Raw genomic sequence first — 15,249 nt, 5'->3', positions numbered from 1 at the left:
GGAGCGGCTGCCCGAGGACTGGCCGGTCGCCGGCACCACGGGCTACGACGCGCTGCGCCGCATCGACGGCGTGCTCATCGACCACGCCGGCGCCTGCCGGCTCGCCGGGGCGTACGAGTCCTTCCTGCACGGCGGGCCCGTCCGCGACCTGTGTCGGGACCCCCACCCGGCGATCGCCGCCGCCCGGCGCGGCCGCTCCGACCTGACCGGGCCCGGCGGCGAACTGGCCGCCGAGGTCGAACGGCTGGTGCGGATCGCGCTGCGGATCGGCGCCGCCAGCCCCGAGCACGCCGACCACGCGCCCTGGCAGCTGCGCGCCGCGCTGCGCCGGCTGCTCGCCGACTACCCGGCGTACCGGCCGTACGTGCGCCCCGGCGAGCCCGTGCCGACCGCCTCGGAGCAGCAGCTGCGGGCCGCCCTGGACGGCTCCGACGACCCGACCGAGCGCCTGGTCGCCGCCCTGGCCCTCGGCGGGCTGGGCCGCGGCCCGGACCGGGACGAGTTCTGCGTGCGCTTCGCCCAGACCGCCGCCGCGGTGGCCGCCAAGGGCGTCGAGGACACCGCCTTCTACCGCTGGAACGCGCTGCCCGGCCTCAACGAGGTCGGCGGCGATCCGGCCCGGCCCGGGCTGCACCCGGCCGAGTTCCACGACTGGTGCCGGTACCTGGAGCGCGCCTGGCCGCACAGCATGACCGTGCTCTCCACCCACGACACCAAGCGCAGCGCCGACGCCCGGGCCCGGCTGGCCGTCCTCGCCGAGCAGCCCGACGCCTGGGCCGCCGAGGCCGCCGCCTGGTCCACCGCCGCGGGCCCCGGATTCGACCGGGACGCCGACTGGCTGCTCTGGCACACCCTCGTCGCCGCCTGGCCGATCACCCCGGACCGGCTGGTCGCCGCCCTGCTCAAGTCCGCCCGGGAGGCCAAGCTGCGCACCTCCTGGACCGCGCCCGACCTCCCCTACGAGCGGGCCCTGGAGGAGCGGGCCCGCTCCGTCTACGACAACCCCGGGCTGCTCCCCCGGATCGAGGGCATGGTGCACGCGCTCGCGCCGTACGCCCGCGCCAACACCCTGGCCGCCGCGCTGCTGCACCTGACCGTCCCGGGTGTGCCGGACCTCTACCAGGGCGGCGAGGAGCCGCTGTACACCCTGGTCGACCCGGACAACCGGGGCGTGGTGGACTTCGGCGCGCTCGCCGTCCGGCTCACCGACGCGGCCGCCCCGCGCACCGGCGACCTCGCCCGGGAGAAGCTGCACCTCACCGCCACCGCCCTGCACCTGCGCCGCTCCCGCCCGCTCGGCCGGTACCGGCCGCTGGCCGCCCCCGACCACCTGCTGGCCTTCGCCCGCGGCGAGGACGTGGTCACCGCCGTCACCCGGCTGCCGTACGGGCTGGAGCGGGCGGGCGGCTGGCGCGACACCGTGCTGGAGCTGCCGGCGGGCGGCCCCTGGACGGACGAGCTGACCCTGCGCGAGGTCCCCGCCGGGCCGGTGCCGGTGGCCCGGCTGCTGGCGGAGCTCCCGGTGGCACTGCTGACGAGGAGGGGCTGAGCATGCCGCGGTACGAGGTGTGGGCGCCGTACGCGACTTCTCGCGTCGCCGTCCGAGTCGACGGTTTCGACCACGAGTTGAGCCGCTGCCCCGAGCGGGACGGCTGGTGGGCCGGCGAGGCGCCGGAGGGCGACTACGCCTTCCGCCTCGACGGCGGCCCGCCGCTGCCCGACCCGCGCTCGCCCTGGCAGCCGCACGGCCCCGACGGCCCCAGCCGGGCGGTGGACCACGCGGCCTTCCGCTGGTCGCGGACCGGCTGGCGCGGCCGCGCCCTGCCCGGCTCGGTGCTCTACGAGCTGCACATCGGCACCTTCACCGCCCGCGGCACCTTCGACGCCGCCGCCGAACACCTGGACCACCTGGTCGAGTTGGGCGTGGACTTCGTCGAGCTGATGCCGGTCTGCCCGTTCCCCGGCAAGCACGGCTGGGGCTACGACGGGGTGTCGCCGTGGGCCGTCCACCAGCCGTACGGCGGGCCCGAGGGGCTCAAGCGCTTCGTGGACGCCGCGCACCGCAAGGGCCTCGGGGTGGTCCTGGACGTGGTGCACAACCACCTCGGCCCCTCCGGCAACCACCTGCCGTCCTACGGCCCGTACTTCACCGACCGGCACCACACCCCGTGGGGCTCGGCCGTCAACCTGGACGCGCCCGGATCGGACGAGGTGCGCGCCTACCTGATCGGCAGCGCGCTCGCCTGGCTGCGCGACTACCGGATCGACGGCCTGCGGCTGGACGCCGTGCACGCCCTCGCGGACGACCGGGCGGTCCACTTCCTGGAGGAACTCTCTTACCGGGTCGAGAAGTTGGCGGTGGCGACGAACCGGCCGCTGTTCCTGATCGCCGAGTCCGACCGCAACACCCCGCGCACCACCGCCGCCCGCGAGGCCGGCGGACAGGGCCTCACCGCCCAGTGGAGCGACGACTTCCATCACGCCCTGCACTGCGCGCTCACCGGTGAATCCCACGGCTACTACGAGGACTTCGCGCGCGAGCCGCTCGCCGCCGTGGCCAAGGCGCTGCGGCGCGGCTTCTTCCACGACGGCACCTGGTCCTCCTTCCGGGGGCGCAGCCACGGCCGGCCGTTCCCGGCTTCGGAAGGGGCTTCGGAAGGCCACCGGCTGCTCGGCTACCTCCAGACCCACGACCAGGTCGGCAACCGGGCGCTCGGCGACCGGATCTCCACCAGCCTGCCCACCGGTCGGCTCGCCTGCGGCGCCGCGCTGGTGCTCACCTCGCCGTTCACCCCGATGCTGTTCATGGGCGAGGAGTGGGGCGCCTCCACCCCCTGGCAGTACTTCACCGACCACACCGACCCCGACCTGGCCGAGGCCGTCCGGCAGGGCCGGCGGCGGGAGTTCGCCGAGCACGGCTGGGCCGCCGAGGCCGTGCCGGACCCGCAGGAGCCGGCCACCGTGCTGCGCTCCGTCCTCGACTGGACCGAACCGCGGCGCGCCCCGCACGCCGAACTCCTCGACTGGTACCGGACGTTGCTCCGGCTGCGGCGCGAACGGCCCGAGCTCTCCGACCCGGACCTGGGCGCGGTGCGGGTCGCGTACGACGAGGCGGCCGGCTGGCTGGTGGTGCACCGGGGGCCCTACCGGGTCGCGGTCAACCTCGGGCCGGGCGAGGCCGCGCTGCCGCTGGGGGCCGCCGGGCGCGAGGTGGTGGCGGCCTTCGGGGCGGCGGCGCTGGAGGGGGCGGCGGTGCGGCTGGCGGCGGACGCGGTGGCCGTGGTCGCCGTGGTCGCCGGGGTCGCCGGGGTCGCCGTGTAGCTCACCAGAGGAAGGTGCTGATCCGCTCCTTCAGCGAGGCCGCGTCCAGCCCGTACGCGGCCAGGTGCTCCGGGATCGAGCCGTAGTGCCGGTGCTCCTCGCGCGGCACGCCCAGGCCCAGCACCCGGTGCGAGCGGTCGGCGAGCGCCGCGTGCGCCTCGTTGGCGGAGGTGCCCGCCAGGTACGGCTCGACCAGCACCACGTCCGCCCGGTCACCGAGCGCCGCACGCAGCCCGGCACCGTCGAAGGGGCGCACCGTCGTCGCGTACAGCACGGTGACGTCCAGGCCCTCGGTGGCGGCCAGCACCGCGTCCAGCATCGGGCCGACGGCGAGCACCACGCCGCGCGAACCGGTGCGGACGGTCGTGAAGCGGCCCGGCTCGACCGCCACCGGGGCCGCGTTCTGGTGCGCCGAGAGCCGGACGTACACGTTGCGGTCGCCGTCCGCGTAGGCGTGGCGCAGCAGTTGCTCGGCCTCGTCCGGGTGGCCGGGGACGTGGACCGTCCAGTCCGGCAGGGTGTCCAGCAGGGCCACGTCACCCGGGGACATGTGGGTACGGCCACCGGCCGGCCAGTCGTACGAACCGGCGGCGCTCACCAGGACGGCGCCGACGCCCTGGTGGACCAGGTCCAACTTGACCTGCTCGAAGGGCCGTTCGATCAGGAAACTGGCGAAGGTGTGGGCGATCGGACGCATTCCGGTGAGCGCCAGGCCGCCGGCCGCGCCGATCAGCAGCTGTTCGCGGATGCCGACGTTGACCACCCGGTCGGGGTGGCGCTCCTGGGCCGGGGCGAAGGCGGCCGCGGTGATGTCGGCGAGCACCAGGGCCAGCCGGGGGTCCTCGTCCAGCAGGCGGCCGGTGACGTCGACGAAGCGGTCGCGCATGGTGTCCATCGGTGAAGTGCCTTTCGTTGCGGTCTGCTTGGCGTGCTGGGGGCGCTCGGGGGTGCTCAGGGCGCGCTGGGAGCGTACGGGGCGCGCCGGGGTGCTCAGTACTCCTTGGGCTCGACCCGGGCGACCACCACGTGCGGGCGGCCCGGGTGCTCCGCGGTGTAGGCGCGGTACAGCGCCTCGTGGTCGCGGCCGTCCACCGTCGCGCTCGACCACCCCTCGGCCGCGAAGCGCTGCGCGAGGCCGCCCTGCCAGCCGTGCGTGGCCGAGGAGTTGTCGATCACCACCACGTGCAGCCGGTCCAGCCCGTAGGCCCCGGCGAAGGCCACCGCCTCGGCGTTGGAGCCCTCGTCGAACTCCGCGTCGCCGACCAGCACCCACACCGCCGGATCCGCGAGCCCCTGCGCCCGCAGCCCGAGCGCGGTGCCGACGGCCAGCGGCAGGCCGTGCCCGAGCGAGCCGGAGCCGATCTCCACGCCGGGGACCAGCGTGCGGTCCGGGTGGTGGCCGAGCGGCGAGTCGTAGCCGCCGAAGCTCGGCAGGACGGCCGGGTCGATGAAGCCCTTGGCGGCCAGCACCGCGTAGTACGCCATCGGGCCGTGGCCCTTGGAGAGCAGGAACCGGTCACGGTCCTGCGCGTCGGCGGTGTCCGGGGCCACCCGCAGCACCCGGTCGTACAGCACCCAGAGCGCGTCCAGGGTGGAGGTGGCGGCGGGGCCGTGCTTCTCGTCGCCGGTCATCAGGCTCATCAGGGCGGGAAGGTCCTCGAAGCGGGTGCCGGTCGCGGTGTTGGCGGTCGCGTTCGTCGTCATGGCCACGATGGTGCAACTTAAAGCCGACTTGAGGTCAAGCGGCTACAGTGGGTGCCCATGACCGCGATACCCGACGGCGGCCGCACGCCCGGCCCGCGCACTACCGGCCCGCAGACTCCCGGCCCGCGCACCAGCGACCTGCTCAGCATCGGCCAGCTCTCCGCCCGCAGCGGGCTCGCCGCCTCGGCCCTGCGCTACTACGAGAGCCTCGGCCTCATCCACGCCACCCGCACCGGCGGCGGCCAGCGCCGCTACACCCGCGGCACGCTGCGCCGGATCGCCTTCGTCCGGGCCGCCCAGCGGGTCGGCCTCTCCCTGGACGAGGCCAAGGTCGCCCTCGACCGGCTGCCCGAGCGTCCCGCCCCCAGCGGCACCGAGTGGGACCAGGTCGCCTCGTCCTGGCAGAGCCGGATCGACGAACAGATCGCCGAACTCGAACGGCTCAAGGCCAAGCTCACCGGCTGCATCGGCTGCGGCTGCCTCTCGCTCACCCGCTGCGCCCTCTACAACGCCGAGGACCGCGCCGCCCAGGCCGGCCCCGGCGCCCGCTACCTGCTCACCCGCGACCCGGCCACCGGGCCCGAGCCGGTCCCCACGGCCGTCGGGGACGGTTGCGGCAGTCGGCCCGCCGAACACTGAAGGACCGGAAACCCCTTTGCTGCAAGGCCGTTGGTCTGCGTACCGTACGGCCATGCTGCCTGCGGTGGAGACGGACGCGCAGTGGGACGCGGTCGTCCCGGACGAGTCGGTGATGCGCCCCGGCGCCGAGGCGCTCTGCCGGCAACTGGGCGTCGGCGGCCTGCCGCTGGAGCGCTTCGCCGAAGGCTCCGTCCCCGTCTACGCGGTGGGCGACGCCCACGTACTCAAGCTGTTCCCGGCCCTCAGCGCCCGGGACGGCCGCATCGAGGAGCGCGTCCTCGGCGCGGTCGAGGGCGCGCTGCCGATCCCCACCCCGTCCGTCCGGGCGGCCGGCGAGTACGTCAACGGCTGGCGCTACGTCCTGATGTCCCGCCTCCACGGCGAGGGCCTCGCCCCCGCCTGGCCGCGCGTTCCCCGGCCCGACCGTGAGCGGATCGCCCACGGCTGCGGCGAGGCGCTCGCCGCCCTGCACGCCCTCGACGCGCGGCCGCTCGCCGACCTCCTCGGCCCCGGCGACTGGCCCGCCTTCCTGGCCGGTCAGCAGGCCGGCGCCGTCGACCGGCAGCGCCGGCGCGGCCTGTCCGAGGCCTGGCTGGAGCAGATCCCGGACTTCCTGGCCGCCGCGCCACTCCCCCGCAGCGCCCCGCAACTCTCCCTGCTGCACACCGAGTTCATGCGCGAGCACCTGATCGCCGATCCGGCCGCCGGCTGGCGCCTCACCGGTCTGATCGACTTCGAGCCCGCGATGATCGGCGACCCGGCCTACGACCTGGTCGCCGTCGGCCTCTTCACCACCCGCGCCGACCCCCGCCTGCTCGGCCGGCTGCTCACCGCCTACGGCCGCCCCTTCGACCCCCGCCTGCTGATGGCGTACACGCTGCTGCACGTGTACAGCGATCTGCCGTGGTATCTGCGGGAGTTGAAGCCTGTCGCGCGGACGCTGGACGCCCTGGCGGAGGAGTGGTTCGGGGTTTCCTAGGGCCTGGGGTCGGTGCGCAACAGGCTGTAGAAGACCATGTCTCGCCAGGCACCGTCGCGGAAGGTCACCGCCCGGTGCACGCCCTCGCGGGTGAAGCCGAGCTTCTCCAGGACGCGCTGCTCGGCGAGGTTGCCGGTCTCGGTGTCCGCTTCCACCCTCATCACCGGGGTGTGCGCGAACAGGTAGTCCACCAGGAGCCGTTGGGCCTCTGTGCCGATCCCCCGCCCGCGCGCCCCCGGGAGCAACTGCACGCCGATGCTCCAGTACCGTGCGGTCGGTCGCACATCCTTCCGGGTGGCGGCGACGAAGCCGAGGAACTCGCCGCCAACAGTGACCGCGAACACCCACTGCTCGTCGCTCAGCAGCCCGTGCTCGGCCCACCGGCGGCGGAACCGGTCAGGATCCCTCCAGCCGTACCACTGGAACTCGCCCATCGCCTCCGGGTCGTTCACCAGCTCGCTGAAGGCCGGGAGGTCGGCTTCGGCTATCGGGCGCAGGGATACCGTCTCTTCGCTCATTCGATCACCCTAGACACGGACGGGCCGCGTTCAACCGGATATCGACCGCGCGACCCGGAACCCCACGTCGTCGATCCGCAGGGTGGGGTGGCTGCGGCGGCGGACGGAGGCGCGGCAGCTCCAGTGCTCGTCGAACCAGCCGCCACCGCGCAGGACGCGGTAACTGCCGTACACCTCGGGGTCGTAGAGGTCCCAGCACCATTCCCACACGTTGCCGAGCAGGTCGTACAGCCCGAAGGCGTTGGGGAGCAGCTCGCCCACCTCGTGCGGGCGTTCCCGCGAGTTGCCGCGGTGCCAGGCGATCTCGTCCAGTTCGCCGTAGCGGGGCCCGTCCGTTCCGGCTCGGCAGGCGTGTTCCCACTCGGCTTCGGTGGGCAGCCGGTAGCCGTCGGCGTCGCGGTCCCAGGCGACCTCCTCGCCGTCCACGGCGTAGGCGGGCTTGAGACCTTCGCCGCGGGACAGCGAGTTGCAGTGGTGGACGGCGTCGAGCCAGGAGACGCTGTGCGCGGGCCGGCGGTCGCCCGCGAGGCCCTCGTACCGCTCGCGGGTGACCGGACAGGACGCCAGCAGGTACGGGGCCACCTCGACGCTCCAACTCCGCTGTGTACGGCGGTCGGAGAGCGTCACGCGGCCGGGCGGAACGGCGATCATTCCGGTGCTGGTGTCCATGATCGGCGATCCTACGATTCCCGCGCCGCCCGCGCGTCCCCTGGCACCCGTGCCCGGCGCGGCGCCAGGATGGTGCCCGACCACGCGGACGAGCGGGCGAAAGGCGGCAACGGCCATGGCGGGCACGACGGTCAGCACGGTGGTGGAGGCTCCGGCCGAGCGGGTGTGGGAGCTGATCGGGGACTTCCACGCCCTCGGCTCCTGGCACCCCGGCCTCCCGCCGAGCCGGCTCGGCAACGAACTGACGGGCAACACGATCGGCTCGGTGCGGTTGTTCGAGCTCGACGCCGGGGTGCTGCACGAGACCCTGGTCGCCTACGACGACGAGGCCCGCAGCTATACGTACAGCTTCCCCGACGGCACCTCCGGGATGGACCACTACCGGGCCACCCTGCGCGTCCTCCCGGTCACCGAGCTCGGCGCCAGTTTCGTGGAGTGGAGCGCGAGTTACGACGTCGAGGCCGAGCAGCGCGAGGCGACCGCCGACCGGCTGAACGGCGTCTTCACGGCGGGCCTGGCCGCCCTGCGCTCACACTTCGCGCGCTGACGGGCCTGGCGGGCGGTGCCTCCAAGCCCGTTCAGCGGGCGGTACCGATCAGATCCAGTTGGGCAGGCGCCCCTCGGCGTAGCGGGCGCCGAAGCCGCCGGTGGGCAGGATCTCGTGGATCGCTGCGAGGTCCGCCCCGTCGAGGCGCACGGAGGCGGCGGCCGTGTTCTCCTCGACCCGGCGCGGGCTGCGGGTGCCCGGGATCGGGACGATGTGCTCACCTCGGGCGAGCAGCCAGGCGAGGGCGGTCGAGCAGGTGCGCAGGGCCCAGGAGGCGGGCCACCTGGACCCGGCCTGGGATCCGCGCGACGTCATCACCTTCGTCAGCCAACTCGCCACCTCCTGGGCCGGGCAGCCGGACCTCGGCGCCGCCCTGCCGCCGAAGGAGCGCGTCGCGTACGTGGCCGAGCGGCGGGCGGCCATCGTCGCGGCGGTGCAGCGGATCTTCCCGGCGATGTGACTACCAGCTGCTCCGCGAGCTGAGCGGCGGTTCCCAGGTCAGTGCGTGGACGGTGATGAACCCCCAGCCGATCACCGTGACTGCCGCGAGCACCCACGCGACCACGGCCGCCCGCCGCCCACACTCCTGACCCCGGGCCCGCTGGAAACCGGCGATCAGTCCGGCGATCGCGGCGGTCGGCAGGGAGAGGAAGGCCAGGTAGAAGATCCACGCCTGGTCCAGCACCAGGAACAGAATCCCCACGAGCCCCAGCGGCACCGATATGGCAGCAATCCCCATACCGGCGGCCGCGCAGGCGACGCGGAAGCGGTTCCGGTGGCGGAAGAAGGCCGGTACGGCACAGGCGACCGCACAGACCAGCCCGAAGACGTACACGGCTGCCCCGTCGGGCCCGAGCGCCGCCACCATCGACACCACGGGGACCAGGAACACCACGATCCCCATCCCGGACAGCCACCGCGCACTCACCGGCACCACGACCATGCTTCCCCCTGCGCCCAGTTGTTTTGAACGCGTTCGAACCTAGCACGCAGGGGAAACGCCTATCGAGAGGATTCGCCCTCCGAGATGATCACGCGGGATCCCCATCGGGGTTCGCCCAGCTGATGCGCAACTCGCAGCTCCCGAAGGGGAGGAGGAAGAACGGGTTCGCGGCGAGGTGGCGGACGATGTCCCGCTCGGCGCACGGACCGGTGAGGGCGCGTTCGAGGACCTGGTGCTGCGGTCTGGGCATCGGGCGGAAGCAGATCGAGTTCCAGATGGATTCGAGGGCCTCGGGCGTGAGGGTGCGGGTGATCGGCGGTCTCACCCCGGGGATCTCCACGCGGACTTCGTGATCGGCTCTCACGCGGCCACCTCGCACCAGACGATCTTGCCGAGGGGGCGACGAGGGCAGCAACCCCAGCGCGCGGCAAGGGATTCGACGATTCGCAGACCGCGCCCGGCCTCGCCGTCGAGGCCGGGCGCGGCGAGGACGGGCCGACGGTCACCCCGGGCGTCGTGGACTTCGATACGGAGCCGGTCGGGGCTGACGTCAAGGGCGAGGTAGACGAGACGCCCGACCGGAGTGCCGTGCAGGACGGCGTTGGTGACGAGTTCGGAGGCGAGCAGGAGCCCGCAGTCGAGGAAGCGCTCGCCGTGGGGGGCGGAGGAGAGCAGGCCGGAGACCTGCCGACGGGCGATCGCGGAGGAGCGGCGGCTACGGGGGAGCCAGATGGTGGAGGAGTTTCGAGACATGGCGAAGTCACCTTCCATACACATGAGTGGAGAAGGCCGAGCAGCCGACGCGGCGGCCCGTACGGCATCCAGCACGAAGCGCCCATGAGGGTGCGCCACAGCCACACGCCATGCACGTCACACATAGCCAGCGCTCCGTTACTCACAGCATGGAGCATCGCCATGACAGATCGCAAGGCAAGTCGTCAAAATATGAAAACTTTCAGATCCGAGAGCAAGGTGGGTCCTCTAGGCTCTCTCTGGTGGTGGCGAACCGTCACCACTCGCATGCACACTGGTCCCTGAGCGTTCCGAAGGGGTTACGTAGATGGCAGTCGCAGTGCCAGCGGTGCGGTACCGGCGCATCGCCGCCGAGCTCAGGAGGCTTCGCGAGCTGAAGAACCTCTCGGCCGAGGAGGTTGTCGCCCAAGTCGACGGCGTCAACCTGGTGAAGCTCAGTCGGTACGAGAACGCTCGCGTCCAGCTGAAGCCCGATGTCGTCCGAGCCCTGCTCGACTTCTACGAGTGCGACGAGGATCTCAAAGAAGTCCTCGTCGAGATCCTCCGGGACAAACGACGCCCGGGCTGGATGGCGGGCTACGAGCAACTGAACCCGCTCTACACGGATCTGATCCGCCTCGAAGAGACCGCTGTTGGCAACAAGTCATACGAGTCTGCTTACATCCCCGGCCTACTTCAGACTCGTCAGTACGCTCACGCCATCATCTCCAGCGGCGTCATAAACAAGCCCAGCGTCGAAGAACGCGTCGAGGTCCGGATCAATAGGCAGTCCGTTCTCACTCGATCCGAGAACCCGCTGAAGCTGTGGGCTGTGATTCACGAAGCCGCCCTCAGCATGAGTGCCGCCCCAGGCGTCATGGTTGACCAGTTGGACAAGCTGTTGCAATTCAGCCAGCTTCCCAACATCAGGATTCAGATCATGCCGGCCATGGCCCCGCCGCATCCCGGAATGACCGGGCCGTTCGCACTCCTGGAGTTTCGGCAGCGAGACCTCGACCTGGTCCTACTCAGCGGAATGCTCAGCAGCGACTGGGTTGAAGACGCGGCCCAAGTCGATATCTATCGGGCGGCGTTCGACGAAATCATGGCAACCGCCCTGGACCTCGACCAGTCGCGCAACCTCATCACACAGAAGAGAGACACGCTCAAGTGACCCACTTCCCTGTCGCCTCCGCACTCCCCGTGCAGTGGAAGAAGGCAAGCGCCAGCAACCCGAACGACAACTGCGTCGAAGTGGCCAACGGCATCACCGGCATCATCCCGGTCCGCGACAGCAAGGACCCCCACGGCCCGGCCCTCAGCTTCACCCCCGAGGCCTGGCAGGCATTCGTGGCCGGCATCCATGCAGGCGAGTTCCCGACCACCACCTGACCCAGTATCGTGGGCTGCCCCCGCGCGACGCGGGGGCAGCCTTTGCTGCGAGCTGGCCGATCCCGCGCTGCGCACTCTGCCGGTCCACGCCATAGCCGCACGCTGCGGCATCCCCGGCGCCTCCGACTTCAGCCGCGCCTTCAAGACCACGTACGGCCTCTCCCCCCGCGAACACCGGCACCGGGCCTTGGACGGTCCCGCCCGCGAGGAGGCGCAACGCTGAGGACCGGCACCGGCAGCACCTCCTCCCCCCACCTACCTTCTCCTCCCTGAGGTCGAACGCGCTGGTGAACGGTGTGAGCCGTCCCGTCCGTAGGTCTCCGGGGAGGCACTGTCGACCGGGCCCACGTCGCGAGGATTCCGGTGGGTCTGGTGGCCGGTCTTCCGTGATCCAGTCGCAGACGCACTTCCGCAGTGCAGTGGGGAGTTCCAGTTGAGGCACCGAACCGGCCGCCCGGCGGGGCGCCGGGGCAGATGGTGGGCGCCGGTCCTGTTCGTCACCGCAGCGGCCGTCGTGGGGGTGCTGGCGGAGCCCGGCATCACCCCGGTCGCGGACTCGTACGGCAGCCCAGCCGCTTTCATGTCCTGGGACCAACTGCTCCACCTGCAGGGGAGGATGAACGAGACCGCCTTCGCATTGCAGAACTCGCCCGGCCAGAGCGCCGACCAGGCCGTTGCCGGCGTGGTCGCCGCTCCCGAGGCCAAGCACCTGACCGTGTACTGGCACGGCGAACTGACACCGGCCGCCAAGGCGATCATCGCGCAGAGCCGTGCACCCGTCGTCGTCAAGGCGGCCGACCACACCGCGGCCGAGCTGTCCGAGGCGTCGTCACGAGTCGTGGAACTGGCCGGCCCTGCGGACGTTCAGCTCGTGAACGTGGCCCGGGCGCAGGACGGAGGCGGTCTGACGGCGTCCGTGGTGGGCGGGGAGGCCGAGGCCGCCCGGCTGCGGGAGGCCGTGGCATCCATGGGCGTGCCGGTGGCGGTCACCCCGGGCGGGGAGCCTTCGGTCGTCCTGGCCGACCCCGGGCGGAACAACGACCCGACCGCGGGCGGCGCCCAGATGGCCAGCCCCATATGCAGTACGGCGTTCGCGGCCAAGGTCGGGGGTCAGGCCGCGATGCTGACCGCGGACCACTGCTTCCCGGTCACCTACGGCGACAAGCGATGGCCGAGCGCCACGCCCGGCGAGGGGCCCGTCTTCGGGGCCCGGTCGACGCCCCAGGTCAAGCTGAAGAACAACGCCGTCGTCGACGTCGCCGCCATGTCCCAGATGCCGGGCTTCACCTTCGAACCCAGGATCTGGACCGGTCCCGCGGCCCACCTGCCGGGCCCCGCCCAGCAGAAGGCCTGGGTCACCGGCGCCGTGGTGCCCCAGAAGGGCAACTGGATCTGCAACATGGGCTCCCGTTCCGGCGAGACCTGCAACCTCCAGATCACGGATCGGACGGAGGACTACTTCGCCGACGTCGAGATCGGCGGACACAATCCCGACGGATCGCCCCTCACCGAGCTGAGGCACTTCGCGCTCGGCTGGCAGGCCAAGAAGCGGGTGACCAACGCCGATCCCAACCCGTTCGCGGGTCGGCGGGGCGACAGCGGCGGCCCGGTGGTCACGGCCTGGAGCGGGGTCCCGGGATCGGCCGGCCCCACGATGACCGCCGCCGGCATCGTGTCGGCCAGCGTGGGAAAGGCCTTCCGCTGCGACCCCAGCACCTACTGCTTCAAGGGCATCCAGTTCGTGGGGATCGACGACGCGCTGAGAAGTCTGGGGGCGTCGATCACGGTGACCGCCTCGTCCAACACCGCGGTCAGGATCGACATGCGCGCCGAGGACCTGCCCGTCGCCGCCCCCGGTGGGAGCGGCGGCGTCGAACGCCCGGACCGCGTCGTCCTGATCGCCCAGAACGGCGCTTCACCCTCCGGTGACTCAGACGGTGGCTTCCACACCACCGATCCGGGCCGGCAGGGAACCGTCTGGGATCTGACTCCGGAGCTCCAGGGCGGATACAGCCTGCTGAACATCACCACGGGGCGCCGGATGAGGCCGGAAGTCGGCGGGACGTTCCAGATCGCCAATCTCCCGAACCCCGACCCGAACACGGACATCGTCCAGCTCAGGGGCAGGGACAACCGGTGCCTCAAGGCGATCGACGGGTTCCGCTGGTGGATGTCCAACCAGATGCTGGTCAGCGGCCAGTTGAAGATGGGGCCGTGCGACCCCTCCTCTCCCGAGCAGAGGTTCGAGATGGCCCCGGTGGGCACCGGCCTCACCGACCCGGTACCCGCGCCCGCGGAGACGGGGGACGCCGTGGTCCCGGAGTACGTCGACCCCGCGCCGGACGCCTCGCTGGCCTCCGCCGCCGGCTTCCTCGCCAAGGCCCACGACAGGTACGCGCCCCAGGGCCTCGGTGTTCCCCAGAGCTACACCGGCGGCCACTTCGCCCCCGGCCCCGAGTTCGGGACGACCGGCTACCAGGCCTCGTTCACGTACGACAACGCCGTCATCATCGCGGCCCTGCTCCAGCAGAAGAACCGCGATGTCGCCCGCGCCACCCGCCTCGGCGACAGCCTGCTCTACGCCCAGGCACACGACAGCGTGCCCGACGGCCGGATCCGGGCGTCCTACGAACCCGACCCGTTCATCACCCCCGCCACCGGTGCGCCGTACGTCGGCGGCTTCTCCGTCTACACCGGCAACATGGCCTGGGCCGGCATGGCGTTCGCCCGCCTCTACTCCGTCACCCACGAGCAGCGCTTCCTCGACGGCGCCCAGAAGGTCGCCAACTGGATCCAGACCAACACCGCCGACACCCGCGGACTGGGCGGCTACACCGGCGGGTACGTGGACACCACCGGCACGGGAGCCGACATGGTCCGCAAGGACTGGAAGGCGACCGAGCACAACATCGACGTCGGCGCCTTCTTCGCCATGCTGGCCGACCTCACGGGCGACCAGACCTGGCGGGACCGCTCGAACAACGCCTTCGCGTTCGTCCGCGGCATGCAGGCGGACGACGGACGCCTGTGGACCGGTACCGGAACCGACGGCGTCACCCAGAACCGGGACAGCGTCCCCGAGGACGTCCAGACCTGGAGTTACCTGGCCACCCTCGACCCCGCGTTCTCACGCTCCGTGGACTGGGCCGCCGAGAATCTCGCCGCCTCGGACGGGCCGTACAGGGGCGTGAGCTTCGCCCGCGCCGACACCTCCAAGGTCTGGTTCGAGGGCACGGCCCACCTCCTCGCGGCCTACCACGCCCGTGGGGCGGCGGGCGACGCCGCGAAGGCCGCCGTCCTCCAGAAGAGCCTGACGGACGCCCAGGCCGGCGCGCCCAACGGTGACGGACTCGGAATCGTGGCCGCCTCCAGCGACGGGCTCAAAACCGGTGAGGGAGACACCTACTACGCCTCCTTGCACACCGGAGCGACGGCCTGGTACCTGCTCGCCGGCCAGGGAGCGAACCCCTTCCGGCTGTGAACCCGTGCACCGGGGGCGGTCGGCGGACCGCCCCCGGTGCCGTTCCGTACCCGGCCCGGTTCCGCACCCGAGAACTTCCAGCTTCCTCCCAGTGAACTGCCAGTCTCTCACCAGCCTCTCATCCTTCGCCCCTAGCCTCCGCGCATGAACGTCTCCCTGCTCGACGGCTGGTTCCCCTGGACGGTCCAGGCCGCCGCCCTCGCCCTGTTCCTGACCGCGGTGGGCTGGCGGGACAGGACGTGGCGGCTCAAGTGGGGGCCCATCGCGCTCGGTTCGGCACTGGCGATCACCGCGATCACCGCCGTCGCCGTCCTCACCCTGGCC

The 15,249-nt window shown here is 72.1% G+C and carries 17 protein-coding genes and 1 pseudogene; 10 read left to right on the top strand and 8 right to left on the bottom strand.

What is annotated here, in order from left to right:
• Window positions 1-1,549: pseudogene (locus J0670_RS11705) on the top strand (malto-oligosyltrehalose synthase); the annotation flags it as partial.
• Between the two features lie 2 nt (window positions 1,550-1,551).
• Complete coding sequence (gene treZ / locus J0670_RS11700; RefSeq protein WP_207811436.1) at window positions 1,552-3,321, top strand: malto-oligosyltrehalose trehalohydrolase; 1,770 nt, start codon at window positions 1,552-1,554, stop codon at window positions 3,319-3,321.
• 1 nt (window position 3,322) lies between these two features.
• On the opposite strand, the gene J0670_RS11695 is transcribed toward treZ, so the two are convergent.
• Window positions 3,323-4,216 carry a transketolase family protein gene (locus tag J0670_RS11695; RefSeq protein WP_207811435.1) on the bottom strand — a complete coding sequence of 298 codons (894 nt, stop codon included), beginning with the start codon at window positions 4,214-4,216 and terminating at the stop codon, window positions 3,323-3,325.
• Window positions 4,217-4,311: 95 nt separating this feature from the next.
• Complete coding sequence (locus J0670_RS11690; protein WP_207811434.1) at window positions 4,312-5,025, bottom strand: thiamine pyrophosphate-dependent enzyme; 714 nt, start codon at window positions 5,023-5,025, stop codon at window positions 4,312-4,314.
• Window positions 5,026-5,082: 57 nt separating this feature from the next.
• On the opposite strand from J0670_RS11690, the gene soxR reads away from it, so the two are divergent.
• Both soxR and J0670_RS11680 read left to right on the top strand, forming a co-directional pair.
• Window positions 5,083-5,664 carry a redox-sensitive transcriptional activator SoxR gene (gene soxR / locus J0670_RS11685; protein ID WP_207811433.1) on the top strand — a complete coding sequence of 194 codons (582 nt, stop codon included), beginning with the start codon at window positions 5,083-5,085 and terminating at the stop codon, window positions 5,662-5,664.
• Between the two features lie 52 nt (window positions 5,665-5,716).
• A complete protein-coding gene (locus J0670_RS11680; RefSeq protein ID WP_207811432.1) occupies window positions 5,717-6,643 on the top strand; it encodes a phosphotransferase in 927 nt (308 codons plus the stop codon).
• Here the strand turns inward: J0670_RS11680 and J0670_RS11675 are convergent.
• Together J0670_RS11675 and J0670_RS11670 are read right to left on the bottom strand one after the other, a co-directional pair.
• Complete coding sequence (locus J0670_RS11675) at window positions 6,640-7,161, bottom strand: GNAT family N-acetyltransferase (RefSeq protein ID WP_207811431.1); 522 nt, start codon at window positions 7,159-7,161, stop codon at window positions 6,640-6,642. The two genes, J0670_RS11680 and J0670_RS11675, sit on opposite strands and share 4 nt — an antisense overlap.
• A gap of 30 nt (window positions 7,162-7,191) precedes the next feature.
• On the bottom strand, window positions 7,192-7,830 hold the full coding sequence (locus J0670_RS11670) for an SUMF1/EgtB/PvdO family nonheme iron enzyme (protein ID WP_207811430.1): 639 nt from the start codon (window positions 7,828-7,830) through the stop codon (window positions 7,192-7,194).
• Between the two features lie 115 nt (window positions 7,831-7,945).
• Between J0670_RS11670 and J0670_RS11665 the strand changes: the two genes are divergently transcribed.
• A complete protein-coding gene (locus tag J0670_RS11665; RefSeq protein WP_207811429.1) occupies window positions 7,946-8,377 on the top strand; it encodes an SRPBCC family protein in 432 nt (143 codons plus the stop codon).
• A gap of 48 nt (window positions 8,378-8,425) precedes the next feature.
• On the opposite strand, the gene J0670_RS39125 is transcribed toward J0670_RS11665, so the two are convergent.
• Window positions 8,426-8,581 (bottom strand): hypothetical protein, encoded by a 156-nt coding sequence (locus J0670_RS39125; protein WP_374223090.1) that lies wholly within the window; start codon window positions 8,579-8,581, stop codon window positions 8,426-8,428.
• On the opposite strand from J0670_RS39125, the gene J0670_RS39120 reads away from it, so the two are divergent.
• Window positions 8,541-8,837: a hypothetical protein gene (locus J0670_RS39120; RefSeq protein ID WP_374223089.1), complete on the top strand. Its 297-nt coding sequence runs from the start codon at window positions 8,541-8,543 to the stop codon at window positions 8,835-8,837. The two genes, J0670_RS39125 and J0670_RS39120, sit on opposite strands and share 41 nt — an antisense overlap.
• On the opposite strand, the gene J0670_RS11655 is transcribed toward J0670_RS39120, so the two are convergent.
• From J0670_RS11655 to J0670_RS11645, 3 genes are all read right to left on the bottom strand, one after another.
• On the bottom strand, window positions 8,838-9,320 hold the full coding sequence (locus J0670_RS11655) for a hypothetical protein (protein WP_207811427.1): 483 nt from the start codon (window positions 9,318-9,320) through the stop codon (window positions 8,838-8,840). It abuts the gene before it with no gap.
• Between the two features lie 88 nt (window positions 9,321-9,408).
• The gene (locus J0670_RS11650) at window positions 9,409-9,684 is read right to left on the bottom strand and encodes a hypothetical protein (protein ID WP_207811426.1); all 276 of its coding nucleotides are present in this window, start codon (window positions 9,682-9,684) and stop codon (window positions 9,409-9,411) included.
• Window positions 9,681-10,073 (bottom strand): ATP-binding protein, encoded by a 393-nt coding sequence (locus J0670_RS11645; protein ID WP_207811425.1) that lies wholly within the window; start codon window positions 10,071-10,073, stop codon window positions 9,681-9,683. The genes J0670_RS11650 and J0670_RS11645 overlap by 4 nt, the downstream gene beginning before the upstream one ends.
• A 307-nt stretch (window positions 10,074-10,380) precedes the next feature.
• Between J0670_RS11645 and J0670_RS11640 the strand changes: the two genes are divergently transcribed.
• From J0670_RS11640 to J0670_RS11620, 4 genes are all read left to right on the top strand, one after another.
• Window positions 10,381-11,226 carry a helix-turn-helix transcriptional regulator gene (locus J0670_RS11640; RefSeq protein ID WP_207811424.1) on the top strand — a complete coding sequence of 282 codons (846 nt, stop codon included), beginning with the start codon at window positions 10,381-10,383 and terminating at the stop codon, window positions 11,224-11,226.
• Window positions 11,223-11,444, top strand: a complete 222-nt coding sequence (locus tag J0670_RS11635) for a DUF397 domain-containing protein (protein ID WP_307806485.1) — start codon at window positions 11,223-11,225, stop codon at window positions 11,442-11,444. The genes J0670_RS11640 and J0670_RS11635 overlap by 4 nt, the downstream gene beginning before the upstream one ends.
• Before the next feature lie 433 nt (window positions 11,445-11,877).
• Window positions 11,878-14,925, top strand: coding sequence for a hypothetical protein (locus J0670_RS11625; protein ID WP_207811422.1), 3,048 nt, complete (start codon window positions 11,878-11,880; stop codon window positions 14,923-14,925).
• A gap of 144 nt (window positions 14,926-15,069) precedes the next feature.
• Window positions 15,070-15,249: hypothetical protein (locus J0670_RS11620; protein WP_207811421.1), on the top strand; the 180-nt coding region annotated here is incomplete at its 3' end.

Origin of the sequence: Streptomyces sp. FH025 (assembly GCF_017427025.1) — a bacterium.
GTDB lineage: Bacteria > Actinomycetota > Actinomycetes > Streptomycetales > Streptomycetaceae > Kitasatospora.
Note: the sequence above shows the minus strand (reverse complement) of the source record. Positions and strands in the feature narration are given on the sequence as shown.

Excerpts from the sequence above, each read along its gene's own strand:
- J0670_RS11680 (WP_207811432.1), top strand. The coding sequence starts at position 5,717 with ATGCTGCCTGCGGTGGAGACGGACGCGCAGTGGGACGCGGTCGTCCCG.
- J0670_RS11665 (WP_207811429.1), top strand. The coding sequence starts at position 7,946 with ATGGCGGGCACGACGGTCAGCACGGTGGTGGAGGCTCCGGCCGAGCGG.
- J0670_RS11655 (WP_207811427.1), bottom strand. The coding sequence starts at position 9,320 with ATGGTCGTGGTGCCGGTGAGTGCGCGGTGGCTGTCCGGGATGGGGATC.
- J0670_RS11675 (WP_207811431.1), bottom strand. The coding sequence starts at position 7,161 with ATGAGCGAAGAGACGGTATCCCTGCGCCCGATAGCCGAAGCCGACCTC.
- J0670_RS11645 (WP_207811425.1), bottom strand. The coding sequence starts at position 10,073 with ATGTCTCGAAACTCCTCCACCATCTGGCTCCCCCGTAGCCGCCGCTCC.
- J0670_RS11640 (WP_207811424.1), top strand. The coding sequence starts at position 10,381 with ATGGCAGTCGCAGTGCCAGCGGTGCGGTACCGGCGCATCGCCGCCGAG.
- treZ (WP_207811436.1), top strand. The coding sequence starts at position 1,552 with ATGCCGCGGTACGAGGTGTGGGCGCCGTACGCGACTTCTCGCGTCGCC.
- J0670_RS11695 (WP_207811435.1), bottom strand. The coding sequence starts at position 4,216 with ATGGACACCATGCGCGACCGCTTCGTCGACGTCACCGGCCGCCTGCTG.
- soxR (WP_207811433.1), top strand. The coding sequence starts at position 5,083 with ATGACCGCGATACCCGACGGCGGCCGCACGCCCGGCCCGCGCACTACC.
- J0670_RS11690 (WP_207811434.1), bottom strand. The coding sequence starts at position 5,025 with ATGACGACGAACGCGACCGCCAACACCGCGACCGGCACCCGCTTCGAG.
- J0670_RS11670 (WP_207811430.1), bottom strand. The coding sequence starts at position 7,830 with ATGGACACCAGCACCGGAATGATCGCCGTTCCGCCCGGCCGCGTGACG.